Annotated in this window: 15 protein-coding genes; 9 read left to right on the forward strand and 6 right to left on the reverse strand. The window is 63.5% G+C overall.

The annotated features are described in order from the left end of the window. Nucleotides 1-31: 31 nt before the first annotated feature. Nucleotides 32-2134 carry a bifunctional rhamnulose-1-phosphate aldolase/short-chain dehydrogenase gene (locus AC07FD_RS20125; RefSeq protein ID WP_478351269.1) on the reverse strand — a complete coding sequence of 701 codons (2103 nt, stop codon included), beginning with the start codon at nucleotides 2132-2134 and terminating at the stop codon, nucleotides 32-34. 185 nt (nucleotides 2135-2319) lie between these two features. On the opposite strand from AC07FD_RS20125, the gene AC07FD_RS20130 reads away from it, so the two are divergent. The 7 genes from AC07FD_RS20130 to AC07FD_RS20160 all read left to right on the forward strand — a co-directional run bounded on the left by AC07FD_RS20130 (nucleotide 2320) and on the right by AC07FD_RS20160 (nucleotide 9525). After that, a complete protein-coding gene (locus tag AC07FD_RS20130; RefSeq protein WP_457151000.1) occupies nucleotides 2320-3129 on the forward strand; it encodes a DeoR/GlpR family DNA-binding transcription regulator in 810 nt (269 codons plus the stop codon). A gap of 55 nt (nucleotides 3130-3184) precedes the next feature. Next, complete coding sequence (gene rhaS, locus AC07FD_RS20135; protein ID WP_457150999.1) at nucleotides 3185-4180, forward strand: rhamnose ABC transporter substrate-binding protein; 996 nt, start codon at nucleotides 3185-3187, stop codon at nucleotides 4178-4180. Nucleotides 4181-4294: 114 nt separating this feature from the next. Next, nucleotides 4295-5851, forward strand: coding sequence for a sugar ABC transporter ATP-binding protein (locus AC07FD_RS20140; protein WP_478351270.1), 1557 nt, complete (start codon nucleotides 4295-4297; stop codon nucleotides 5849-5851). Next, nucleotides 5848-6828 carry an ABC transporter permease gene (locus AC07FD_RS20145; protein WP_478351271.1) on the forward strand — a complete coding sequence of 327 codons (981 nt, stop codon included), beginning with the start codon at nucleotides 5848-5850 and terminating at the stop codon, nucleotides 6826-6828. The genes AC07FD_RS20140 and AC07FD_RS20145 overlap by 4 nt, the downstream gene beginning before the upstream one ends. Then, nucleotides 6825-7820, forward strand: a complete 996-nt coding sequence (locus AC07FD_RS20150; RefSeq protein WP_478351272.1) for an ABC transporter permease — start codon at nucleotides 6825-6827, stop codon at nucleotides 7818-7820. Before AC07FD_RS20145 ends, AC07FD_RS20150 begins: the two co-directional genes overlap by 4 nt. After that, complete coding sequence (gene rhaM / locus AC07FD_RS20155) at nucleotides 7820-8137, forward strand: L-rhamnose mutarotase (protein ID WP_478351273.1); 318 nt, start codon at nucleotides 7820-7822, stop codon at nucleotides 8135-8137. The genes AC07FD_RS20150 and rhaM overlap by 1 nt, the downstream gene beginning before the upstream one ends. After that, nucleotides 8134-9525: an FGGY-family carbohydrate kinase gene (locus AC07FD_RS20160; protein ID WP_478351274.1), complete on the forward strand. Its 1392-nt coding sequence runs from the start codon at nucleotides 8134-8136 to the stop codon at nucleotides 9523-9525. The genes rhaM and AC07FD_RS20160 overlap by 4 nt, the downstream gene beginning before the upstream one ends. On the opposite strand, the gene AC07FD_RS20165 is transcribed toward AC07FD_RS20160, so the two are convergent. From AC07FD_RS20165 to galE, 3 genes are all read right to left on the reverse strand, one after another. Beyond that, on the reverse strand, nucleotides 9526-11352 hold the full coding sequence (locus tag AC07FD_RS20165) for an alanine racemase (protein ID WP_478351275.1): 1827 nt from the start codon (nucleotides 11350-11352) through the stop codon (nucleotides 9526-9528). A gap of 2 nt (nucleotides 11353-11354) precedes the next feature. After that, nucleotides 11355-12605, reverse strand: coding sequence for a D-amino acid dehydrogenase (locus AC07FD_RS20170; protein WP_478351276.1), 1251 nt, complete (start codon nucleotides 12603-12605; stop codon nucleotides 11355-11357). Nucleotides 12606-12711: 106 nt separating this feature from the next. Further along, entirely contained in the window at nucleotides 12712-13707 is a 996-nt protein-coding gene (gene galE / locus AC07FD_RS20175) for a UDP-glucose 4-epimerase GalE (RefSeq protein ID WP_478351277.1), read from the reverse strand. 266 nt (nucleotides 13708-13973) lie between these two features. Here galE and hemA point away from each other — a divergent pair, with 266 nt between their 5' ends. After that, a complete protein-coding gene (hemA, locus tag AC07FD_RS20180) occupies nucleotides 13974-15251 on the forward strand; it encodes a 5-aminolevulinate synthase (protein ID WP_478351278.1) in 1278 nt (425 codons plus the stop codon). Between the two features lie 27 nt (nucleotides 15252-15278). Here the strand turns inward: hemA and AC07FD_RS20185 are convergent, their stop codons facing one another. Together AC07FD_RS20185 and mscL are read right to left on the reverse strand one after the other, a co-directional pair. Next, nucleotides 15279-16445, reverse strand: a complete 1167-nt coding sequence (locus AC07FD_RS20185; RefSeq protein WP_478351279.1) for a pyridoxal phosphate-dependent aminotransferase — start codon at nucleotides 16443-16445, stop codon at nucleotides 15279-15281. Between the two features lie 112 nt (nucleotides 16446-16557). Then, nucleotides 16558-16980 (reverse strand): large conductance mechanosensitive channel protein MscL, encoded by a 423-nt coding sequence (gene mscL / locus AC07FD_RS20190; protein WP_478351280.1) that lies wholly within the window; start codon nucleotides 16978-16980, stop codon nucleotides 16558-16560. A 279-nt stretch (nucleotides 16981-17259) separates the two neighbouring features. Here mscL and AC07FD_RS20195 point away from each other — a divergent pair, with 279 nt between their 5' ends. Continuing rightward, entirely contained in the window at nucleotides 17260-20748 is a 3489-nt protein-coding gene (locus AC07FD_RS20195; protein WP_478351281.1) for a PAS domain-containing hybrid sensor histidine kinase/response regulator, read from the forward strand. The last annotated feature ends 22 nt before the right edge of the window (nucleotides 20749-20770 follow it).

A 20770-nucleotide genomic window follows, 5' to 3' on the forward strand; every position in this document is an offset into this window, starting at 1 on the left:
AGGGAAGCGCTCCGGCACCGCTTTCAAACGATTATCGCGTAAAACTCTGCGCGTTGCCCGCGTCGACATTGATGATGTTGCCGGTGGACTTGGCCGACATGTCGGAGGCGAAGAAATAGATGGCTTCGGCGATGTCCTCGGGGAACACCGAGCGCTTAAGCATCGAGCGCGAGCGGTAGTGCTCCTCCAGGTCGTCGGTCGACATCTTGTAGGCGGCGGCGCGTTGTTCCTTCCACTCGCCCGTCCATATCTTCGAGCCGCGCAGCACGGCGTCCGGGTTGACGACATTGACCCTGATCTGCGCTTCCGCGCCTTCCAGCGCCAGGCAACGCGCCAGATGGATCTCGGCAGCCTTGGCCGTGCAGTAGGCTGCGGCATTGGGCGAGGCGGCAAGGCCGTTCTTGGAGGCAACGAAGACGACGTTGCCACCGATCTTCTGCACCCTGAACAGCCGGAACGCTTCCCGCGAGACCAGGAAATAGCCGGTCGACAGGATGTCCATGTTCTTGTTCCACAGCGCCAGCGTCGTCTCCTCGATCGGCGCCGAGGACGCCAGGCCGGCATTCGACACCAGAATGTCGATGCCGCCGAACTCGACCGCCGTCTCGGCGAAGCCCGCGATCACCTGATCCTCCGAGGTGACGTTAATCAGCACCGGCCGGACGAAATCCTTGCCATAGGCCTTGGCCAGCTCATCATTGGCGCTGGCGAGCGCTGTCTCGTCGATGTCGGCCAGCACGACACAGGCGCCTTCGCGCAGCAGCCGGTTGGCGGTTGCACGGCCGATGCCGCCGGCGCCGCCGGTGACCAGCGCGATCTGGCCGGCGAGCGCCTTGGGCTTCGGCATGCGCTGCAGCTTCAGGTCCTCGAGCAGCCAGTATTCGATGTCGAAGGCTTCCTGTGCTGGTAGGCCGACATAGGACGAGACCGTCGAGGCGCCGCGCATGACGTTGATGGCGTTGACATAGAATTCGCCCGAAATGCGAGCCGTCGCCTTGTCGCCGGCGAAGGTGAACATGCCGACGCCAGGCATCAGGTAGACCACCGCATTGGGATCGCGGATGGCGGGCGAATCCGGGTGCTTGCAGCTGTCGTAGTAGGCCTGGTAGCCGACGCGATAGGCGGCGATGTCGTCGGCAAGGCGCGCGATGACGGCATCGACATCGGGCTTTGCCGGATCGAATTCGATCACCAGCGGGCGGATCTTGGTGCGCAGGAAATGGTCCGGGCATGAGGTGCCGAGTGCCGCGAGCGGCCGCAAGTCCCTGGAGTTGACGAATTCGAGTACGGCGGGCTGGTCGTCGAAATGGCCAAGCTTGTGGCTCTTTTCCGAAATCAGGCCGCGAATCCTCGGCATCAGTTTCGCGGCGATGGCGCGGCGTTCGGCAGCTTTGAGCGACTTGACCGCTTCACCGCCGAAGATGGCAAGACCTTCGGAGCGGCGCTCGAACCATTCGATCGCCTGATTGATCACAGAGATCGTCGTCTCGTAGCACTCCCGAGGGGTATCACCCCAGGTGAACAGCCCGTGGCTTTCCAGGATGATGCCCTTGGCGGCGGGGTGTTCGAGGCAGAACTTCTCCAGCCACAGGCCGAGTTCGAAGCCCGGCCGCTTCCATGGCAGCCAGCCGATGGCATCGCCAAAGATCTCGCTGGTCAGTGCCTTGGAATCCTTCGCGGCGGCGATGGCAATGATCGCGTCGGGATGCATGTGATCGACATAGGGTTTCGGCACGAAAGCATGCAGCGGCGTGTCGATCGAGGCCGCGCGTGGGTTCAGATTGAACGTGCAGTGCGGCAGGAAGCCGACCATCTCGTCTTCATGCGCAAGGCCACGGTAAAGCCCCTTCAGCGCCCGCAGCTTGTCCATGTAGAGGGTGGCGAAACCATCTGTTTTAATCGAGGCGCTGTCGCCGCCCGAGCCCTTGACCCAGAGCACTTCGACGTCCTCGCCGGTGAGCGGATCTTTCTGCCATATCTTCGAGGAAGTGTTGCCGCCGCCATAATTGGTGACGCGTTTATCGGAACCGAGCGTGTTCGAGCGATAGACCAGCCGCTCCGGCTCACTCATCGATTGGGCCTTGGCCTCGTCCCACAGATTGGCGAGGCGCGCGCCGGTGCGCTTGTCGAGCATGGATGATCCTCCCGAAGGCACGCAAACGGTGCGGCCCATTTGGTCCGAATTTCCACGGAAGCGTCCGACTTGTCAATCACAAACGATCAACATCGATCATATTGCACTGCACAATGAAATTATATGATCGGAAATGATTGACACTGCGCGGTTTGGGTGCCTAGATGTTTGGGCAGGGAGGAACCATGCACGAAAAAGAGCGCCACAGGATCATTCTGTCCGCCGTCCAGGAAAAGCCTGTGGTGACGGTGCAGGAGATGGTCGACCTGACGGAGTCCTCCGAGGCGACGATCCGGCGCGACATCGCTGCACTCCACGTGCAGAAGCGCCTGCGCCGTGTGCGCGGCGGCGCCGAGGCGATCTCGCCGCCGCAGTTCATCGGCCTTGCCGGCCGGCCCTTTTCCGTCAACGAAACCCTCAACGCCGCGCAGAAACGGGCGATCGCCCGCGAAGCGGTCGAGCTTTGCAAGGACGGCGAACCGATCATCATCAATGGCGGCACCACCACCTTCCAGATGGTGCATTTCCTGACCGGCCGCCGCATGCCGATCTTCACCAATTCGTTCCCGATCGCCGAGCACCTGCTCAAGCATTCCAAGAACACGGTCATGCTCTCGGGCGGCACCATCTACCGCGAACAGAACATCATCCTGTCGCCCTTCGACAATGACGTGACCCGAAATTTCTACGCACGCCGCATGTTCATGGGCGCGCAGGGGCTGGGGCCGCTCGGGCTGATGGAAGGCGACCCGCTGTTGATCCAGGCGGAGCAGAAGCTGATCGACCAGGCCGACGAACTGGTGGTGCTGGTCGATTCCTCGAAATTCCGCAAACGCTCCAGCCTGATCCTGTGCGGCCTGTCGCGCATCGCCACCGTGATCACCGATGACGGCATCGAGGATCGCGAAGCCAAGATGTTAGAGACCGCCGGGGTGGCGCTGATCGTCGCCCGCAAATCGGCAACCAACAAGGAAGAATCTTCACTGCAGGCCTGAGGCCAACTCACGCCCGCAGCGGCGATGGAATGCAACGCTCAAGGGAGGATATTCGATGAGCTTTTTGAAGAAATTGATGGTGACGGCGGCATTCTCGGCCGCCATGTTCGTGAATGCAGCCTACGCGGAAAACGTGAAGATCGCGCTGGTGGTGAAGTCGCTCGGCAACGGCTTCTTCGATGCCGCCAACAAGGGCGCCGAAGAGGCGGCCAAGGAACTCGGCGGCGTCGACATCATCTACACCGGCCCGACCAAGGCGACCGCCGAGGCCCAGATCGAAGTGGTCAATTCGCTGATCGCCCAGAAGGTCAACGCCATCGCCATTTCGGCCAATGACGCCGACGCGCTGGTGCCGGTGCTGAAGAAGGCCATGGAGCGCGGCATCACCGTCATCTCCTGGGATTCGGGCGTCGCCAAGGAGGGCCGCCAGCTTCACCTCAACCCGTCCGACACCGGACTGATCGGCGAGACCATCATCAAGCTTGCCGCCGACTATCTGCCGGAAGGCGGCGACGTCGCCATCCTGTCGGCGTCTTCCACCGCGACCAACCAGAACGCCTGGATCGACGCGGCCAAGAAAATCCTGCCGGAGAAGTTCCCCAAGATCAAACTCGTCGCCACCGTCTATGGCGATGACGATTCGGCCAAGAGCACGGACGAAGCCAAGGGCCTGCTGAAGTCCTACCCGAACCTCAAGGCGATCATCGCACCGACCACCGTCGGCGTTGTTGCCGCCGCCCAGGTGGTGACCGACGAAAACCTGATCGGCAAGGTCAATGTCACCGGTCTCGCGCTGCCGTCCGAGTTCAAGAAGTTCATCGATAACGGCGCCTCTCAGGCGGTTGCGCTGTGGAACCCGATCGACCTCGGCTACTCGGCCGTCTATCTCGCCCATGATCTGGCGGTGAAGAAGGAAGAGGCCAAGCCCGGCGCCACGCTGTCGATCGGCCGCGTCGGCAAGGTCACGCTCGACGACACCAACTCGGCTGCGATGGCTCCGCCCTTCCAGTTCGACAAGAGCAACATCGAGAAGTTCTCCAAGATCTATTGATCTCGGACGCTTGCACCCTCCCCCTTGTGGGGAGGGTCGGCGAGCCGGCTTTGCGCAGCAAAATCGGCGAGACGGGGTGGGGGTGGCGACATCTCCACACACCAGGACCTTGATATGCTAGACAACACCCACCCCGCTCAAATTGTTCGCGACCTTCCCCACAAGGGGGTGGGTGACGCAGCCCCACGCCTGGCGCTGTCCGGCGTCTCCAAGAGCTTTCCCGGCGTGCGCGCATTGCACGATGTCAGCCTGTCGCTCTATCCGGGCCAGGTGACAGCGCTGATCGGCGAAAACGGCGCCGGCAAGTCGACGCTGGTCAAGATCATGACCGGCATCTATCAGCCCGACACGGGAACCATCACCATTGACGGCCAGGCCGTCACTCTGCCCAGCGCGCACGCCGCCTTCGGCTATGGCGTCACCGCCATCCATCAGGAAACCGTGCTGTTCGACGACCTGACAGTGGCTGAAAACATCTTTCTCGGCCACGCGCCGCGCACGCGCTTGGGCACTATCGACTGGCGGACGATGCGCAAAAATGCGCGCGAAGTGCTCGATACAATGCACGCCGGCCATATCGACGCCGATACAAGGCTGAAGGACCTCGGCATCGCCAACAAGCATCTCGTCGCCGTCGCCCGTGCGATGTCGATCGACGCCCAGATCGTCATCATGGACGAGCCGACGGCCGCGCTTTCGATGAAGGAGATCGAGGAGCTTTTCCTGCTCATCGAGTTCCTCAAGAGCGAAGGCAAGGCGATCCTGTTCATCAGCCACAAGTTCGACGAGATCTACCGCATCGCCGACCGCTACACGGTGTTTCGCGATGGCGAGATGGTTGGTGAAGGGTTGATCAAGGATGCCGGGCAGAGCCAGATCGTGCGCATGATGGTCGGCCGTTCGGTCGACCACATCTTTCCGCAGCGCAAGGCCGAGATCGGCGCGCCGGTGCTTTCCGTTTCCGGCTTGTCGCACCCAACCGAATTCAACGACATCGGCTTCGAATTGCACAGGGGCGAGATCCTCGGCTTCTATGGCCTTGTCGGCGCCGGGCGCAGCGAGGTGATGCAGGCGATCTCCGGCATCACCCGCACCACGGGCGGCACGATCACCCTGGAAGGCAAGACGATCGCGCCGAAATCGGCGGCGGATTCGATCGATGCCGGCATCGTCTACGTGCCGGAGGAGCGCGGCAAGCAAGGCGTGGTGATCGGCCTGCCGATCTTCCAGAACGTCTCGCTGCCTTCGCTCAAGCTCACCTCCAAATCCGGCTTGCTGCGGCTGTCGGAGGAGTTCGCGCTCGCCCGCTCCTACACCGAGCGGCTCGACCTGCGCGCCTCCTCGCTCAGCCAGGATGTCGGCACTTTGTCGGGCGGCAACCAGCAGAAGATCGTCATCGCCAAATGGCTGGCGACAGCGCCCAAGGTGATCATCCTCGATGAGCCGACGAAGGGCATCGACATCGGTTCCAAGGCCGCCGTGCACGGCTTCATGGCCGAGCTGGTGGCGCAAGGCCTGTCGGTGATCATGGTGTCGTCCGAATTGCCCGAAATCCTCGGCATGTCCGACCGCGTCGTCGTCATGCGCGAAGGTCTCGTCGCGGCGGTCTACGACAACAAGGAACTGGACGCCGAGACGCTGGTCAGGACGGCAGCGGGGATCGCGGCATGAAAGCCCTTCTCAAATACCGCGAAATCTGGCTGCTCGCGGCCATCATCGTGCTGATCGGACTGATCTCGACACGCTTCCCGGCCTTCGCCGATCCCGGCAATCTGCGCCAGGTATTCAACGACACCTCGATCCTGATGATCCTGGCCCTCGGCCAGATGGTTGTCATCCTGACCCGGTCGATCGACCTGTCGATGGCGTCCAACCTCTGCTTCACCGGCATGGTGGTGGCGATGCTGAACGCAGCGCACCCGGCAATCCCGATCCCACTGCTGATCGTCGTCGCACTGGTCGTCGGTCTGGTGCTCGGCGCTATCAACGGCCTGCTGGTCTGGCGGCTGAACATCCCCTCGATCGTGGTGACATTGGGCACGCTGACCATCTATCGCGGCGCCACTTTCGTCCTGTCGGGCGGCGCCTGGGTCAATGCCGACAAGATGAGCCCCGACTTCATCGGCTTTCAACGCGCGGCCTTCCTCGGTATTCCGGTGCTGTCGTGGATCGCCATCCTGGTGATCGCGTTGTTCTTCGTCTTGATGACGCGCACGGCGCTCGGCCGCTCGATCTACGCCATCGGCGTCAACCCGACTGCATCGGTCTATGCCGGCATCGATGTCGGCCGGACGAAATTCATCGTCTTCTGCATCTCCGGCATGATCGGCGGCCTTTCCGGCTGCCTCTGGATATCACGCTACGTGATCGCCTCGGTCGAAGTCGCCAATGGCTATGAGCTCAACATCATAGCCGCCTGCGTCATCGGCGGCATTTCGATCGCCGGCGGCATCGGATCGGTCGGCGGCGCGGTGCTTGGCGCGTTGTTTCTCGGCATCATTTCCAACGCGCTGCCGGTCATCAACATCTCGCCCTTCTGGCAGATGGCTATTTCGGGCAGCGCCATCATCCTTGCCGTCGTGCTCAACGCGCGCAGCGAACGTCAGCAGGGCCGCATCATCCTTAGAAAAGTGGAGGCGGTGACATGACCGAAATCCCTGCCCCGCGCCACATTCCCGACCGGCTCGACAAGCCGCTGAGCTCGGCGATCTTCTCCTGGGAAGCGCTGCTGGTCGTGGTGGCCGTCGCCATCTTCGCCATCAACAGCTTCGCCTCGCCCTATTTCCTCGATCCCTATTCGCTGTCGGATCTCACCTTCAACTTCACCGAGAAGGGTCTGATCGCCTTCGCCATGGCGCTGCTGATCATTTCCGGCGAGATCGACCTGTCGGTCGCCGCCATCATCGCGCTGGCGTCGACCATGATGGGCATGGCCGTGCAGGCCGGCGCCGGCACGCCAGTGCTAGTGCTGATCGGCATCGTCGTCGGGCTCGGCTGCGGCGCCTTCAACGGCCTGCTGGTCACAAGGCTGGGATTGCCGTCGATCGTCGTCACCATCGGCACGATGAGCCTGTTTCGCGGTATCGCCTTCATCATCCTCGGCGACCAGGCCTACAAGGGTTACCCTGAAAGCTTTGCCTTCTTCGGTCAGGGCTATGTGTGGTGGGTGGTGTCGTTCGAGCTGGTGCTCTTCCTCATCGCGGCTATCGTCTACTGGCTCGTGCTGCACCGGACGAGCTTCGGCCGCCGCGTCTTTGCCATCGGCAACAATCCGGTCGCGGCCCAGTTTTCCGGCGTGCGCGTCAGCCGCATCAAGTTCATCCTGTTTTGCCTGACCGGGCTGATGTCTGGCATCGCCTCGGTGCTGATCACCTCGCGGCTCGGCTCGACGCGGCCGTCGATCGCTCAGGGCTATGAGCTCGAAGTCATCACCATGGTGGTGCTTGGCGGGGTCAGCATCCTGGGCGGCGCCGGCAGCATCCTGGGCGTCGTGCTTGCCGCCTTCATCATGGGGCTGGTGACCTTCGGGCTTGGCCTGCTCAACGTGCCCGGCATCGTCATGTCGATCTTCATCGGCCTGCTGTTGATTATCGTCATCGCGCTGCCGATCGTCTGGCGGCGGCTGCGCGGAGGACGATGATGGCTGAGAAATACGCGTTCAAGATGAAGCTCAAGCCGGGCATGAAGGCCGAATACAAGAAGCGTCACGACGATATCTGGCCGTCGCTGGTCGCTCTCCTGAAGCAGGCGGGCGTTTCCGATTACTCGATCCACCTCGACGAAGAGACCAACATCCTGTTTGGCGTGCTGTGGCGGCGAGACGGCCATGGCATGGGCGATCTGCCGAGGCATCCGGTGATGCAGCGCTGGTGGGCTCACATGGCCGACATCATGGAGACCAAGCCGGACAACGAGCCGGTGGCCGTGCCGCTGGAAACCGTGTTCCACATGGCATGAGCGCGATGCGCCACATCGCCGTCATCGACATCGGCAAGACCAATGCCAAGGTGGCGCTGGTCGATCTCGCGACGTTGAGTGAGGTCGCGCTGCGCCGCATGGCCAATGCGCCGGTGCGACAGGCGCCCTATCCTCATCAGGATGTCGAGGCGTTGTGGACGTTCATCCTCGACAGCCTTGCCGACATCAACCGCGAACAGCGCATCGACGCCATTTCGATCACCACGCATGGTGCGACGGGCGCGCTGGTCGACGCCGCGGGCGAACTGGTGCTGCCCGTCCTCGATTATGAATTCGATGGGCCCGACAGGCTGGCGGCGGACTACGACGCGATCCGCCCGCCCTTTGCCGAGACCGGCACGCCACGCCTGCCGCTCGGCCTCAATCTCGGCGCGCAATTCTTCTGGCAGCAGAAAAGCTTCGCGGCGGATTTCGCCAGGGCTGCCGCGATGCTGATGTATCCGCAGTACTGGGCGCTGCGCCTGACCGGCGTCGCCGCCAACGAGGTGACTTCGCTCGGCTGCCACACCGATCTGTGGAACCCATGGACGGCGGATTTTTCGTCGCTGGTCGACCGCCTGGCCTGGCGCGAGCTGATGGCGCCGGTGCGGCCAGCCAAGGACCGCCTCGGTCCGATCCTGCCTGTGCTTGCGGCACGAACCGGGCTCGATCCGCGGACGCCGGTGTTCTGCGGCCTGCACGATTCCAACGCCTCGCTGCTGCCGCATCTCCTGTCCGACGCGCCACCCTTCTCCGTGGTCTCGACTGGCACCTGGGTGGTGTCGATGGCGGTCGGCGGCAAGCAGATCGTGCTGGACGCGGCGCGCGACACGTTGGTCAACGTCAGTGCATTGGGTGCTCCTGTCCCCTCCGCTCGCTTCATGGGTGGACGCGAGTTTTCCGTGCTGACGGAAGGCCAGCCGGACAACTGGACCGAGGATGATGTCGGCGCCGTGCTGGCGCGAAAGACATTGCTGCTGCCCTCGACCCAGCGAGAGTCGGGCCAGCAAGGGTCGGGGCCGTTCCCGCATCATGTTGCGACGTGGCTCAACACCGAGGGCGTGAACAGCGGCCAGCGCTTCGCTGCCATCTCGTTCTATCTGGCGCTGATGACGGCGACCTGCCTCGACCTGATCGGTGCCGCCGGCCCGACCACAGTCGAAGGGCCCTTTGCCCGCAACCTTCTCTTCACACGCATGCTGGGCGCAGCCACAGCCCGTTCCGTCATCGCCTCGGAAGCCGCGACCGGGACCAGCATTGGTGCCGCGCTGCTTGCAACGGACAGGGTAACGGCTCAAGGCAAAGGCGAAAGAATGGAGCCGCCGACCGAGCCGGTCTGGGCCGACTACGCCAGCGCATGGCGTGCGGCGGTCGAAGCGCCGGGCTGACTACAAAATTCGCTTGCCGAACGCCGACATGACGAAGTTGATCGTGTCGGTGCCTATCCGGGGCTCCAGATCCGCGGTCAGGCCTGAAACATCCATCGACAGCAGCCCACCGGAGAGAGCGATCGCCTCCATCGCCTGATGCGTTTCGCGCACGGTCAGCCCACCAGAGCCGGCCGCCCAGCCGGCGAACTCGGTAACCTCGGGCGAATAGCTGACGTGAAAACCTTGCGTGCCTGATGTGGCGATGCGGATCGCTTCGTGCATCAGGTCGCGCATACCCATGGCGTCGATGTCGGTCATGGTGAAGGCCGAGACGCGCGAATCCTTCAGCACCCGCGCTTCAGCCGGATCGGCATGGCGCAGCCCGACGATGACGACATTCTCCGGCGACAGTTGTGGCTGCAGCGCACCCGCCTTGTGATCGAGGCCGAGCGCGCGCGCCAGCACCGAGCCTTCCGGCAGGTCGATGCCGTCTTCGTCCTCGGGCATCAGGGCGGCGATGGAATCGATCCAGATCAGCCCGAAGGAATGCGTCGCACGCGCCGTGGCGGTCAGCGCCTTGTGCGCGACGCGACGGTCGGCGCCGGCGGCCAGGCGGATCAGCCCTGACGGCGGCCGCTCGACATCGGCGAGTTCCACCACATCGAAATTCATCGCTTCCAGCCGCGCGCCGGTGCCTTCCCGGGCCAGGATGCCGGCAGCGCCCTGTTCAGCTGAGATCGACACCATCTTACGGCCGGAAAAATCCTCGACATCGTGCATCGGGGCCTTTTCGACATATTCCGAGGTCATCGCCAGCAGCATGGCGCCATAGCTCATGCGGAAGGCGACACGGTCGCCAACGGCGGGCGGCGGGTCGGCGTCGGCCACATCCAGCAGCAGATGGTCGCTTGAGGCGCCGAGCACCCGCACCCCCTTGGCGATCGGCGTCAGCCCCTCGACCAGCACGTCCTCGCGGCCGATATTGGCGATGGCGCGCAGCCTGTCGCCCTCGTCAGGAAAGACTGGCTGGTTGCCGAAGGCGTCGTAGCCGGATTGCCCGATCGGCCGTGACGGCTTGAGCTTGACCTCGATGATGTCGCTGGTCAGGCGGCAGGCATCGGGTTCGAGTTCAGCCCACGGCACATCGCGGAAGGTTTCGACGCCGCCCTGCAGGATCGCTTCGCCGACACGCAGATTGTTGATGCCGGCCGGCAGCTTGCGTTCGAGCAGCAGCGGCAGCGACGACGAAGCGCCACCGGAAATCCAGTCGAGGCTTTTGCCGGACAGACGCTCGGTCTTGTAGGCGTGGGCGACGAGTTGCCCGAGATTTTCCTCGGTCGGCATGATGGCGCCGAAACAGCCGAGATTGGTGCCGATGCCGGCGATGCGCACGCCCTTGAACTGCAGGATCTGCTCGACGGTGGGGATAAGATCGCTCGGCCAGATGCCTTCGCGAAGATCGCCGAGGTCGATCATAAGCATGATGTCGTGAACGCGGCCCATGCGCTCGGCAATGCGCGAAATCTCGCGGATGATGGTCAGTTCCGACTGCAGGCTGATGTCGACGGTGCGCACCACTTCCTCGACACGCGCCATCGGCGGGCTGCGCAGCAGCATGATCGGCGCGTTGATGCCGCTGTCGCGCAGCCGGCGGATGTTCTCGAAACGCGATTCGGCGATGCCGGCGACGCCGCCGCGCAGCATGGCGCGCGCCACTTGCGGCATGCCGCAGGTGCCCTTGGTGACGCCGAACACCTTGATACCCGACAATGCGCAGCGCTCGACGATCGTGCGCGCATTGCGCTCGATGCGGCCAAGGTCGATGGCGACTTGCGGTCCCGACATGTCTACCCCCCGTAGACCAGTCCCTGCGGATCGATCTCCGGCTTGCGACCGGCGACCAGATCGGCAAGGAATTTGCCCGAGCCGCAGGCCATGGTCCAGCCGACATGGCCATGCCCGGTGTCGAGATAGAGGTTCCCGTAGCGCGCCTGGCCGATGACCGGCACGGAGTTGGGCATCATCGGCCGCAGCCCTGCCCATAGCTCCGCCTTCTTCTCATCGAAGGCGCCCGGAAAAAGATCCTTGCCGGCCCTGAACATGGCGGCGAAATCGCTCGGCCGGTGGGTGCGGTCGAAGCCAGTGAATTCGGCGGTCGAGGCGAGCCGCAGCCGGTTGCCCAGCCTGGAATAGGCGATCAGCTGGTCTTCGTCGGCGCCGCCCATGGTCGGACCCTTGCTGTCGTCCTCCAAGGGAATCGTCGCCGTGTAACCCTTCACGGGATAGACGGGCAGGTCGATACCGTAACGGCGGCCGAGCAGGCCGCTTTCCGGTCCCATCGAGATGACCACGGCATCGCCAGTGATCGGTCCGGTCGAGGTCATCACCGCGCGTATCCGATCGCCCTCGATGTCGAGACCTTCGACCGTCGTGCCGTAGAGAAATTTCACACCCAGTTTCTCGGCGGCATAGGCGGCGAGCTTTTCCACGAACTGCCGGGAATCACCGGTCTGGTCGACCGGCGAATAGACGCCGCCAGCGATCTTTTCCTTCACGCCGGCAAGACCTGGTTCAAGCTCGATCAGCCGGTCGCGGCCGACGATCTCGATCGGCAGGCCATGCTCGGCCAGATAGCGGTAATTGTCGGTGCCGGTGTCGAGACTGTGCTGCGAGCGGAAGAAATAGAGGATGCCCTTCTTGCGCTCGTCATAGCCGATCCCGGTATCGGCGGAGATGGCGTTGATGCAGTCGCGGGAATAGAGCGCCAGACGCAGCTTGACCCGGCTGTTGGCGCGCAAGCGCTCTTTCGTGCACTGGCGCAGGAAGCGCAGGCTCCAGGCGAGGAAATAGGGATCGAAGCGCAGTCGCACCTTGATGCCGAGATCATGGTTGTAGAGCGCGCGCAGGAATGTCTTCAGCGCCGCCGGAGAGGCCCAGGCGGTGGCGTCGCCCGGCGACACCAGGCCGGCATTCGACTGGCTGGTGCCGCGCGCCGGCGCCGGATGGCGCTCGATCACGGTGACCTCGTGGCCGTCGCTGGCCAGATAATAGGCGGCCGCCGTACCGACGACGCCGGCTCCAAGCACCGTTATTTTCATACCATTCCCCAAAGCTCTTCGCGGCGTAGCGCCTCCACGTATGCCGCGAATGCCTTCAATAGCGCTTCACTGCGCGCCTTGCGAGCCCTTGGGAGAAAGCCCTTGTTCAGCCCCTTGCGGAGTTCTTGCCGGTCAGGATGCGCTCCCAGGCCAGCGCGTCGGCAACGATCTGGTCGAGATCGTCGCGTTGCGGGGTCCAGCCGAGTTCGGCGCGGGCGAGATCCGAATTGGCGACCACCGCCGCTGCGTCGCCGGGACGGCGAGCGCCCATCTTCACCTCGAAATCATGGCCGAAAGCACGGCGCACGCTGTCGATGACCTCGAGCACCGAATAGCCATGGCTGTAGCCGCAATTGGCGACGAGGCTTTGTCCCCCGTCGCGCAGCCGCTGCAGGGCAAGGCGATGCGCAGCCGCCAGATCGCTGACATGGATATAGTCGCGCATGCAGGTGCCGTCCGGCGTCGGATAATCGGTGCCGAACACCTGCATGAACGGGCGCTTGCCGAGCGCCGTTTCGCAGGCGACCTTGATCAGATGGGTAGCGCCCGGCGTCGACTGGCCGGTGCGGCCTTTCGGGTCGGCGCCGGCGACGTTGAAGTAGCGCAGCGCGGTGTAGCGGAGCCCGTGCGCGATCGCCGCATCGCGCAGCATCCATTCGCTCATCAGCTTGGACAGGCCATAGGGCGATTCCGGCGCCAGGCGGGCATCTTCGCGCACCGGCTCCAGTCCGGCGCCGCCATAGACGGCGGCGGTCGAGGAGAAGATGAAATTGGGCACGCCCTCGCGCACCGCGGTTTCGATCAGCGTGCGCGTCTTGCAGGTGTTGTTCTCGTAATAGCCGAGCGGATCGGCGACCGATTCCGGGACCACGATGGAGCCGGCAAAATGGATGATCGCGTCGACCTTGTTGTCCCTGATGATCGAGCCGACCAGTTCCCTGTCGGCGACATCGCCGACCACCAGCTTCGCCTCCGGCGCCACTGCCCATTCGAAGCCGGTGGAGAGTCGGTCGAGAACGACCACGCTCTCGCCGGCATCCAGCAACTCCCAGACCATATGACTGCCGATATAGCCGGCACCGCCTGTTACCAAAACCGTCATCCCAGTCCTCGCATCTCAAGATTTATCGGAAACTGTCTCAACCACCGCCTTACTGGAAAGCCTGCCGCATGGCCATTACAACCCGTGGTCACCGGCATCATCGGCATGTGGCATCATCCTGAAACAAAATTGATCCACATCAAGGGAATAGGCCACGGTCCGTGGTCGTTAGGAACAGGTCCGGGGCGTGGCATTTTGACCAAAAAGGCCCGGTGGACGACCAATGGGCCAATGATTATGATCCCGCGCAAAATTGGGAAGTCGACATGAACTATCAGCGGTTCTTCGAGGAAGCGATCGACCAACTCCATGCCGAGCGTCGCTACCGCGTCTTCGCCGACCTCGAGCGCATTGCAGGCAAGTTTCCGCGCGCCATCTGGCGTTCCAATGGGCGCGCCGAGGAAATCACCGTCTGGTGCTCCAACGACTATCTCGGCATGGGCCAGCATCCCGATGTCATCGCCGCGTTCCAGAATGCGGCGGGCAAGATGGGCTCCGGCGCCGGCGGCACCCGCAACATTTCCGGCACCAGCAACCCGCTGGTCGAGCTGGAACTGGAGCTTGCCGACCTGCACGACAAGGAAGCCGCACTCGTCTTCACCTCCGGCTTCGTCTCCAATGAAGCCTCGATCTCGACCATCGCGCGGCTTTTGCCCAATTGCCTGATTATTTCGGACGAGCTGAACCACGCTTCGATGATCGAAGGCGTGCGGCGTTCGGGGGCGGAAAAGAAGATCTTCCGCCACAATGACGTCGCGCATCTGGAAAGCCTGCTGCAGGCGGCGGGCCGCGAACGCGCCAAGCTGATCGTCTTCGAAAGTGTCTATTCGATGGATGGCGACATCGCGCCGATCAGGCAGATCGTCGAGCTCGCCGAGCGCCACAACGCCATGACCTATATCGACGAGGTCCATGCCGTCGGCATGTACGGATCGCGCGGCGGCGGCATCACCGAGCGCGAAGGCCTGGCCGACCGCATCGACATCATCGAAGGCACGTTGGCCAAGGCGTTCGGCACGCTGGGCGGCTACATCACCGGCACCAGTGCCGTCATCGACGCCGTGCGCTCCTATGCGCCGGGCTTCATCTTCACCACGGCACTGCCGCCGGCGATCGCCGCCGCCGCGACCACCTCGATCCGCCATCTCAAGCGCTCGCAGGCCGAGCGCGACGCGCAGCAGCGGCAGGCGACGCGAACCAAGCAGATCCTCTCGGCCGCCGGCCTGCCGGTGATGGAGTCGCCGACGCATATCGTGCCGCTGCTGGTCGGCGACCCGGAACTCTGCAAGATGGCCAGCGACCGCCTGCTTGGCGTGCACGGCATCTACATCCAGCCGATCAACTATCCGACCGTGCCGCGCGGCACGGAGCGGCTGCGTATCACGCCGACGCCGTTCCATTCCGACGCGCTGATCGCCGAACTGCAGGACGCGCTGGTCGAGACCTGGGATGCGCTGGGCATACCCTATGGCTCCGCTGGTCGCCCCTCCGTCGCCAAGAGCGACCGGATCATTCCACTGCTGGTGCCCAAGTCAGGCGGCTGAAGCCAGGCGGCGGAAGCCGCCGCCTTCTCAAACACTCTTCATCCACTTCGCCAGCCGGTGCGCGGCTTCCTCGACCTGGTCGAGGCGGCGGTGGAAGCACAGTCTGAGGAAGGCTTCGCCGCCGGGGCCGAAGGCCGTGCCGGGCGCAAGGCCGACATTGGCCTTGTCGACGATGTCGAAAGCGGCGGTGCGTGAATCGGTGATGCCGTCGACCGTGAAGAACAGATAGAACGCCCCTTGCGGCACGGTGAACCGGGCGCGGCCGGTGGCACCGAGAATGCCGCAGACCAGGTCGCGCGCCTTCCTCGCCCGCTCGACCTGTTCGGTAATGAAACCATCACCCTCATCAAGGGCGGCGACCGCGCCGCGCTGCATGAACTGGGCGACGCCCGAGTTGGAATACTGGATTAGGTTCTCGAACACCTGCTGCAAGGCAGGATGGGTCTTGATCCAGCCAACGCGCCAGCCGGTCATCGCCCAGTTCTTGGAGAAGCTGTTGACGAACAGGATGCGATCCTCAGCCGTCGCGATGTCGAGGAAGGAGGGCGCACGGCCATGGCCGTAGTGGAACAGCGAATAGATCTCGTCGGCGATGATCCAGAGATTTTTGGCGCGGGCGAGATCGAGGATCGCCTGCAAGGTCTCGTGGTCGGCGGTCCAGCCGGTCGGGTTGGACGGCGTGTTGATGAACAGCGCCTTGGTGCGCGGCGTGATCGCCGCCGTGATCTTCTCGACGTCGCAGGACCAGCCATTGCCGGAGTGATCGAGCGTGACCGGCACCGGAACGGCCCCCGAAATCGCCGCGGCAGCGTCGAAATTCGGCCAGGCTGGCGACAGATAGACAACCTCGTCGCCGGCGCCGGCGAGCGCATCGAGCGCCAGTTGGATGGCATGCATGCCGGACCCGGTGACGATGAACTGTTCCTCGGGGAACGTCTTGCCGAAATGCCTGGCATAGTAACGGGCAAGCGCCTGCCTGAGATCGGGGATGCCCCTTTGCCAGGTGTAGAACGTCTCGCCGGCTGCCAGAGCCTTCGAAGCGGCATCGGTGATGAAGGCGGGCGTCGGCAGATCGCCCTCACCGGCCCAGAGCGGGATCATGCCCTCGCGCAGGCGGCCGTAGTTGACGACGGCGACAATTCCGCTTTCGGGCGCCGCCCGGGCTTCCGCGCGTAAGCTGTCGATCAAGGTCATGGCGGGTCCGTTCCAATCTCGAGCGTCAATCAGCGCTCCTTACCAGATGCGAAAACAGAAAACCCCGGCCGCGAACGACCGGGGTTATGGTCCAGCAAAGCCGCCCGCGAGATTAGCGCTTGGCGAGCAGGTCGCGAATCTCGGTCAGCAGCGCAACGTCGGCGGGCGGCGGCGCCGCAGGTGCCGCAGGCTTTTCCGCCTCAAGCCGCTTGCGCAGGTTGTTCACCGCCTTGACCATGAGGAAGATGATGAAGGCAAGGATGAGGAAATTCAGCAACGCGGTGATGAAGCTGCCATAGGCGAAAACAGCGCCTTGCTTTTTGGCGTCCGCCAGCGCGGTGGCGTTGACGGCCGAGGACAGTCCAAAGAAATAGTTGTTGAAGTCCAGTCCGCCGAAGATCGCACCGACGATCGGCATGATGACGTCGTCGACCAGCGAAGTGACGATCTTGCCGAAGGCCGCGCCGATGATGACGCCGACCGCAAGGTCCATCACATTGCCCTTGGAAATGAATTCCTGGAATTCCTTCAGCATTCGACCCTCCTTGTCGTGACCGGCCGCTCTGCCGTTCCGTCCTTTCGGCATCGACCTGAGGGCAACATAACAAAAACCTGGGGTTGCAACATGGCCAAACAGGAGAAAGCAACCGGTTTCTCCTTACATGACGGAACCTCGGGCGGCGCCTTGGACGTCAGCTTGGTTGCGGTCTGAAGGTCGCCACCATGCTTCCAAAGCCGCAATGGACTCGGACGCCAAGCTGTGATTGCGTTCGGACAAGCCGGATAAAAGGCGGCAAAGGAGGAAATTTCAGGCGTGCAGGGCTTGTTCATCGTCATCATCGCGATCGCCTATGTGACGCTGCTGTTCGCCATCGCCAGCCTGGGCGACCGCCGCTCGGCGTTATCCGGGCCGAGCCGGGCGCGGCCGTTCATCTATGCGCTCAGCCTTGCCATCTATTGCACGTCCTGGACCTTCTTCGGCTCGGTCGGCCTCTCCTCCGAGCGCGGCCTCGAATTCCTCGGCATCTATACCGGCCCGGTACTGGTGTTCGTGTTCGGTTTTCCACTGCTCAACCGCATCGTGCGGCTGGCCAAGACAGAGAAGATCACCTCGATCGCCGACTTCCTTGGCGCCCGCTATGGCAAGAGCTTCACGGTCTCGGCGATCGCAACGCTGATCGCGACCATCGGCGCGGTGCCTTATATCGCGCTGCAGTTGAAGGCGATCTCCGGTTCGGTCAGCCTGATGGTCGAGCATTACACCGGCTCGCCACCCTCCTTCGATCCGTTCGTCAGCGACATCTCGCTGGTCGTCGCCATGCTGCTGGCGCTGTTTGCGGTGCTGTTCGGCACACGTCATGCCGATGCCACCGAACATCAGGATGGGCTGGTGCTGGCAGTTGCGGTTGAGACCGTGGTCAAGCTCGCCGCTTTCCTGGCAATCGGCCTGATGGTCACCTTCCTGATTTTCGGCGGCCCTGACGACATGTTTGACAAGTTGGCGCAGAACGCACAGGTCCGGCAGGCGATGGGCTACAACACCTCCCTTGCCACCTGGCTGGTGCTGACTTGCCTGAGCGGTTTCGCCATCATCATGCTGCCGAGGCAATTCTACGTCACCATCGTCGAGAACCGCGGCGAGGCCGAGTTGCGCACCGCGACATGGGTGTTTCCGCTCTATCTGGTGGCAATCAATTTGTTCGTGCTGCCGATCGCCTTTGCAGGCCTGTCGCTGGTCGGCACCGGGACCAGCAGCGATCTCTATGTGCTGTCGCTGCCGTTGTTCAGCGGCCATGATCTGCTGGCGATGGCAGCCTTCATCGGCGGCCTGTCGGCGGCAACGGCCATGGTGATCGTCGAAAGCGTGGCGTTGTCGATCATGATCTCCAACGACCTCGTCATTCCGCTGTTCGTGCGCCGCCTGCTCAAGACCTCGACCTCCGAGAACGAAGACTGGTCGACGCTGATCCTCAATGTGCGGCGCGGGGCGATCTTCATCCTGCTGTTCATCGCCTTCCTCTACTACCGCGAGAGCACCAACAGCGCGCGGCTGTCGTCGATCGGCCTGATGTCGTTCGCGGCCATTGCCCAGTTCGCGCCCGCCTTGATCGGCGGACTGATCTGGCGTGGCGCCAACGGCCGGGGTGCTGCACTCGGCATGGTCGCCGGGATCCTCGTCTGGGGCTACACGCTGCTGCTTCCATCGCTTGCCGCACCCGACACCGACATCATCGCGCACGGGCTGTTCGGCTTCGAGGCGCTGCGGCCGCAGGCGCTGTTCGGCACAGTCGCCGAACCGCTGAACCATGGCGTGTTGTGGAGCCTGTCGATCAACGCGGTGTTCTTCGTGCTCGGCTCCCTGTCGCGCGCGTCGGTGCCGTTGGAGCGCATCCAGGCGTCGATCTTCGTGCCGCGCGATGCCGGGCCGATGCCCAGCCTGCGCCGCTTCCGCACCGCCATCACCGTCAACGACCTCAAGGACACGATCTCGCGCTATCTCGGCGTCGAGCGCACCGAGCGCTCCTTCCAGTCGTTCGAAAAGACCAGCGGCGCCTCGCTGCACGGTAAAGAGCAGGCGAGCATGGACGTCATCCGCTTTTCCGAGCAGCTGTTGGCCAGCGCCGTCGGCTCTTCCTCGGCACGGCTGATCCTGTCGCTGCTGTTTCGGCGCCACGACCGCGAATCCAGGGATGCATTCCGGCTGCTCGACGACGCCACCGAGGCACTGCAGCACAATCGCGACCTCTTGCAGATCGCGCTCGACCAGATGGAGCAAGGCATCACCGTTTTCGACCGCGATTTCCGCCTGATCTGCTGGAACCGCCAGTACCGCGCGCTGTTCGACCTGCCAGACGAGATGGGCCAGGTCGGCGTCTCGCTCGACCGCATCCTGCGCCATCTTGCCGAGCGCGGCGACATTCCATCGGACCAGCGTGTGGCGATGCTCAACCGGCTGACCAGCTTCGTCAGTCCGTGGCAGATGGAGTTGAAGACCAGCGGCCGCATCCTGGAGCTGCGTTCCAACCCGATGCCGGATGGCGGCATCGTCGCCACCTATGCCGACATTTCCGGACGCGTCGAACAAGACCTGGCGCTGAAGCGCGCCAATGAATCGCTAGAGCAGCGCGTCAAGACCCGTACTATCGAGCTGACCCGCGTCAACGAAGAGCTGGCGCAGGCACAAATGCTGGCCGAGGAAGCCAATCTCGGCAAGACACGCTTCCTTGCCGCCGCCGGCCACGACATCCTGCAGCCGCTGAACGCTGCCCGGCTCTATTGCTCGTCGCTGATCGAGAAGGCAGGCAAGGGCCCCGCCGGCAAGGCAGCGGTCAACATCGAATCCTCGCTGGAATCGGTCGAGACCATTCTCGGCGCCGTGCTCGACATCTCCCGCCTCGATGCCGGCGCGATGAAGCCGGACGACACCGCTTTCAACCTCGACGGATTGCTGCGCCAGATCGGCAATGATTTTCGGCCACTGGCCGCCGAAAAGAAACTCGGCCTGACGATCATGCCGTCGTCGCTGACCGTGATGACGGACCGCAACCTGCTGCGCCGCCTGATCCAGAATCTCGTCTCCAACGCCATCAAATACACGCGTAACGGCCGTGTGCTGGTTGGCGTTCGCCGGCGCGGCGACCTGGCCGAAATCCAGGTGATCGACACCGGTATCGGCATCGCCGGCGACGAGCTGAACACCGTCTTTCACGAATTCACCCGGCTGGACGAAGGCGCACGAGAAGCCGAGGGCCTCGGTCTCGGTCTTTCCATCGTCGATCGCATCGCCCGGGTGTTGCGCCTGGAGATCCGGATCTTTTCAAATCCGGGCAAGGGTACGCGCTTCTCCGTCATCCTGCCGGTCGCGGCCGTGCAGGAGCCGCGACGCGAGATCGAAACCAGGGTCCCTGCCCGCGCGACAGCTTCGCTGGCCGGCCTGCGTGTGCTCTGCATCGACAACGATGCCCGCATCCTCGAAGGCATGCGGCTCCTGCTCGAGGGCTGGGGCTGCAATGTCGACACGATGTCAGGCTCGAGGGATCTGGCGGGTGCCACGATGCACCGCCCGGACATCGTCCTTGCCGACTACCATCTCGACGGTGAAACCGGCCTCGACATCATCGTCAGGCTGCGCGCGATCCATGGCGACGCGCTGCCGGCCGTGCTGGTCACTGCCGACCGCTCCAACGAGGTGCGCACGGCCGCGGGCGGGCTCGAGATTCCGGTGATCAACAAGCCACTGAAACCGGCAGTGCTGCGTTCGATGATGGCCAGGGTCAGGCCGCTGGCATCGGCGGCCGAATGACGATTCCGACGAGACCCGCGTG

It is taken from the genome of Mesorhizobium waitakense (genome assembly GCF_056431085.1).

Coding starts and splice junctions, on each gene's coding strand:
- AC07FD_RS20140 (WP_478351270.1), top strand. CDS start 4,295: ATGCTAGACAACACCCACCCCGCTCAAATTGTTCGCGACCTTCCCCAC.
- AC07FD_RS20170 (WP_478351276.1), bottom strand. CDS start 12,605: ATGAAAATAACGGTGCTTGGAGCCGGCGTCGTCGGTACGGCGGCCGCC.
- AC07FD_RS20130 (WP_457151000.1), top strand. CDS start 2,320: ATGCACGAAAAAGAGCGCCACAGGATCATTCTGTCCGCCGTCCAGGAA.
- AC07FD_RS20185 (WP_478351279.1), bottom strand. CDS start 16,445: ATGACCTTGATCGACAGCTTACGCGCGGAAGCCCGGGCGGCGCCCGAA.
- rhaM (WP_478351273.1), top strand. CDS start 7,820: ATGGCTGAGAAATACGCGTTCAAGATGAAGCTCAAGCCGGGCATGAAG.
- rhaS (WP_457150999.1), top strand. CDS start 3,185: ATGAGCTTTTTGAAGAAATTGATGGTGACGGCGGCATTCTCGGCCGCC.
- AC07FD_RS20150 (WP_478351272.1), top strand. CDS start 6,825: ATGACCGAAATCCCTGCCCCGCGCCACATTCCCGACCGGCTCGACAAG.
- galE (WP_478351277.1), bottom strand. CDS start 13,707: ATGACGGTTTTGGTAACAGGCGGTGCCGGCTATATCGGCAGTCATATG.
- AC07FD_RS20125 (WP_478351269.1), bottom strand. CDS start 2,134: ATGCTCGACAAGCGCACCGGCGCGCGCCTCGCCAATCTGTGGGACGAG.
- AC07FD_RS20145 (WP_478351271.1), top strand. CDS start 5,848: ATGAAAGCCCTTCTCAAATACCGCGAAATCTGGCTGCTCGCGGCCATC.
- AC07FD_RS20165 (WP_478351275.1), bottom strand. CDS start 11,352: ATGTCGGGACCGCAAGTCGCCATCGACCTTGGCCGCATCGAGCGCAAT.
- hemA (WP_478351278.1), top strand. CDS start 13,974: ATGAACTATCAGCGGTTCTTCGAGGAAGCGATCGACCAACTCCATGCC.
- AC07FD_RS20160 (WP_478351274.1), top strand. CDS start 8,134: ATGAGCGCGATGCGCCACATCGCCGTCATCGACATCGGCAAGACCAAT.
- mscL (WP_478351280.1), bottom strand. CDS start 16,980: ATGCTGAAGGAATTCCAGGAATTCATTTCCAAGGGCAATGTGATGGAC.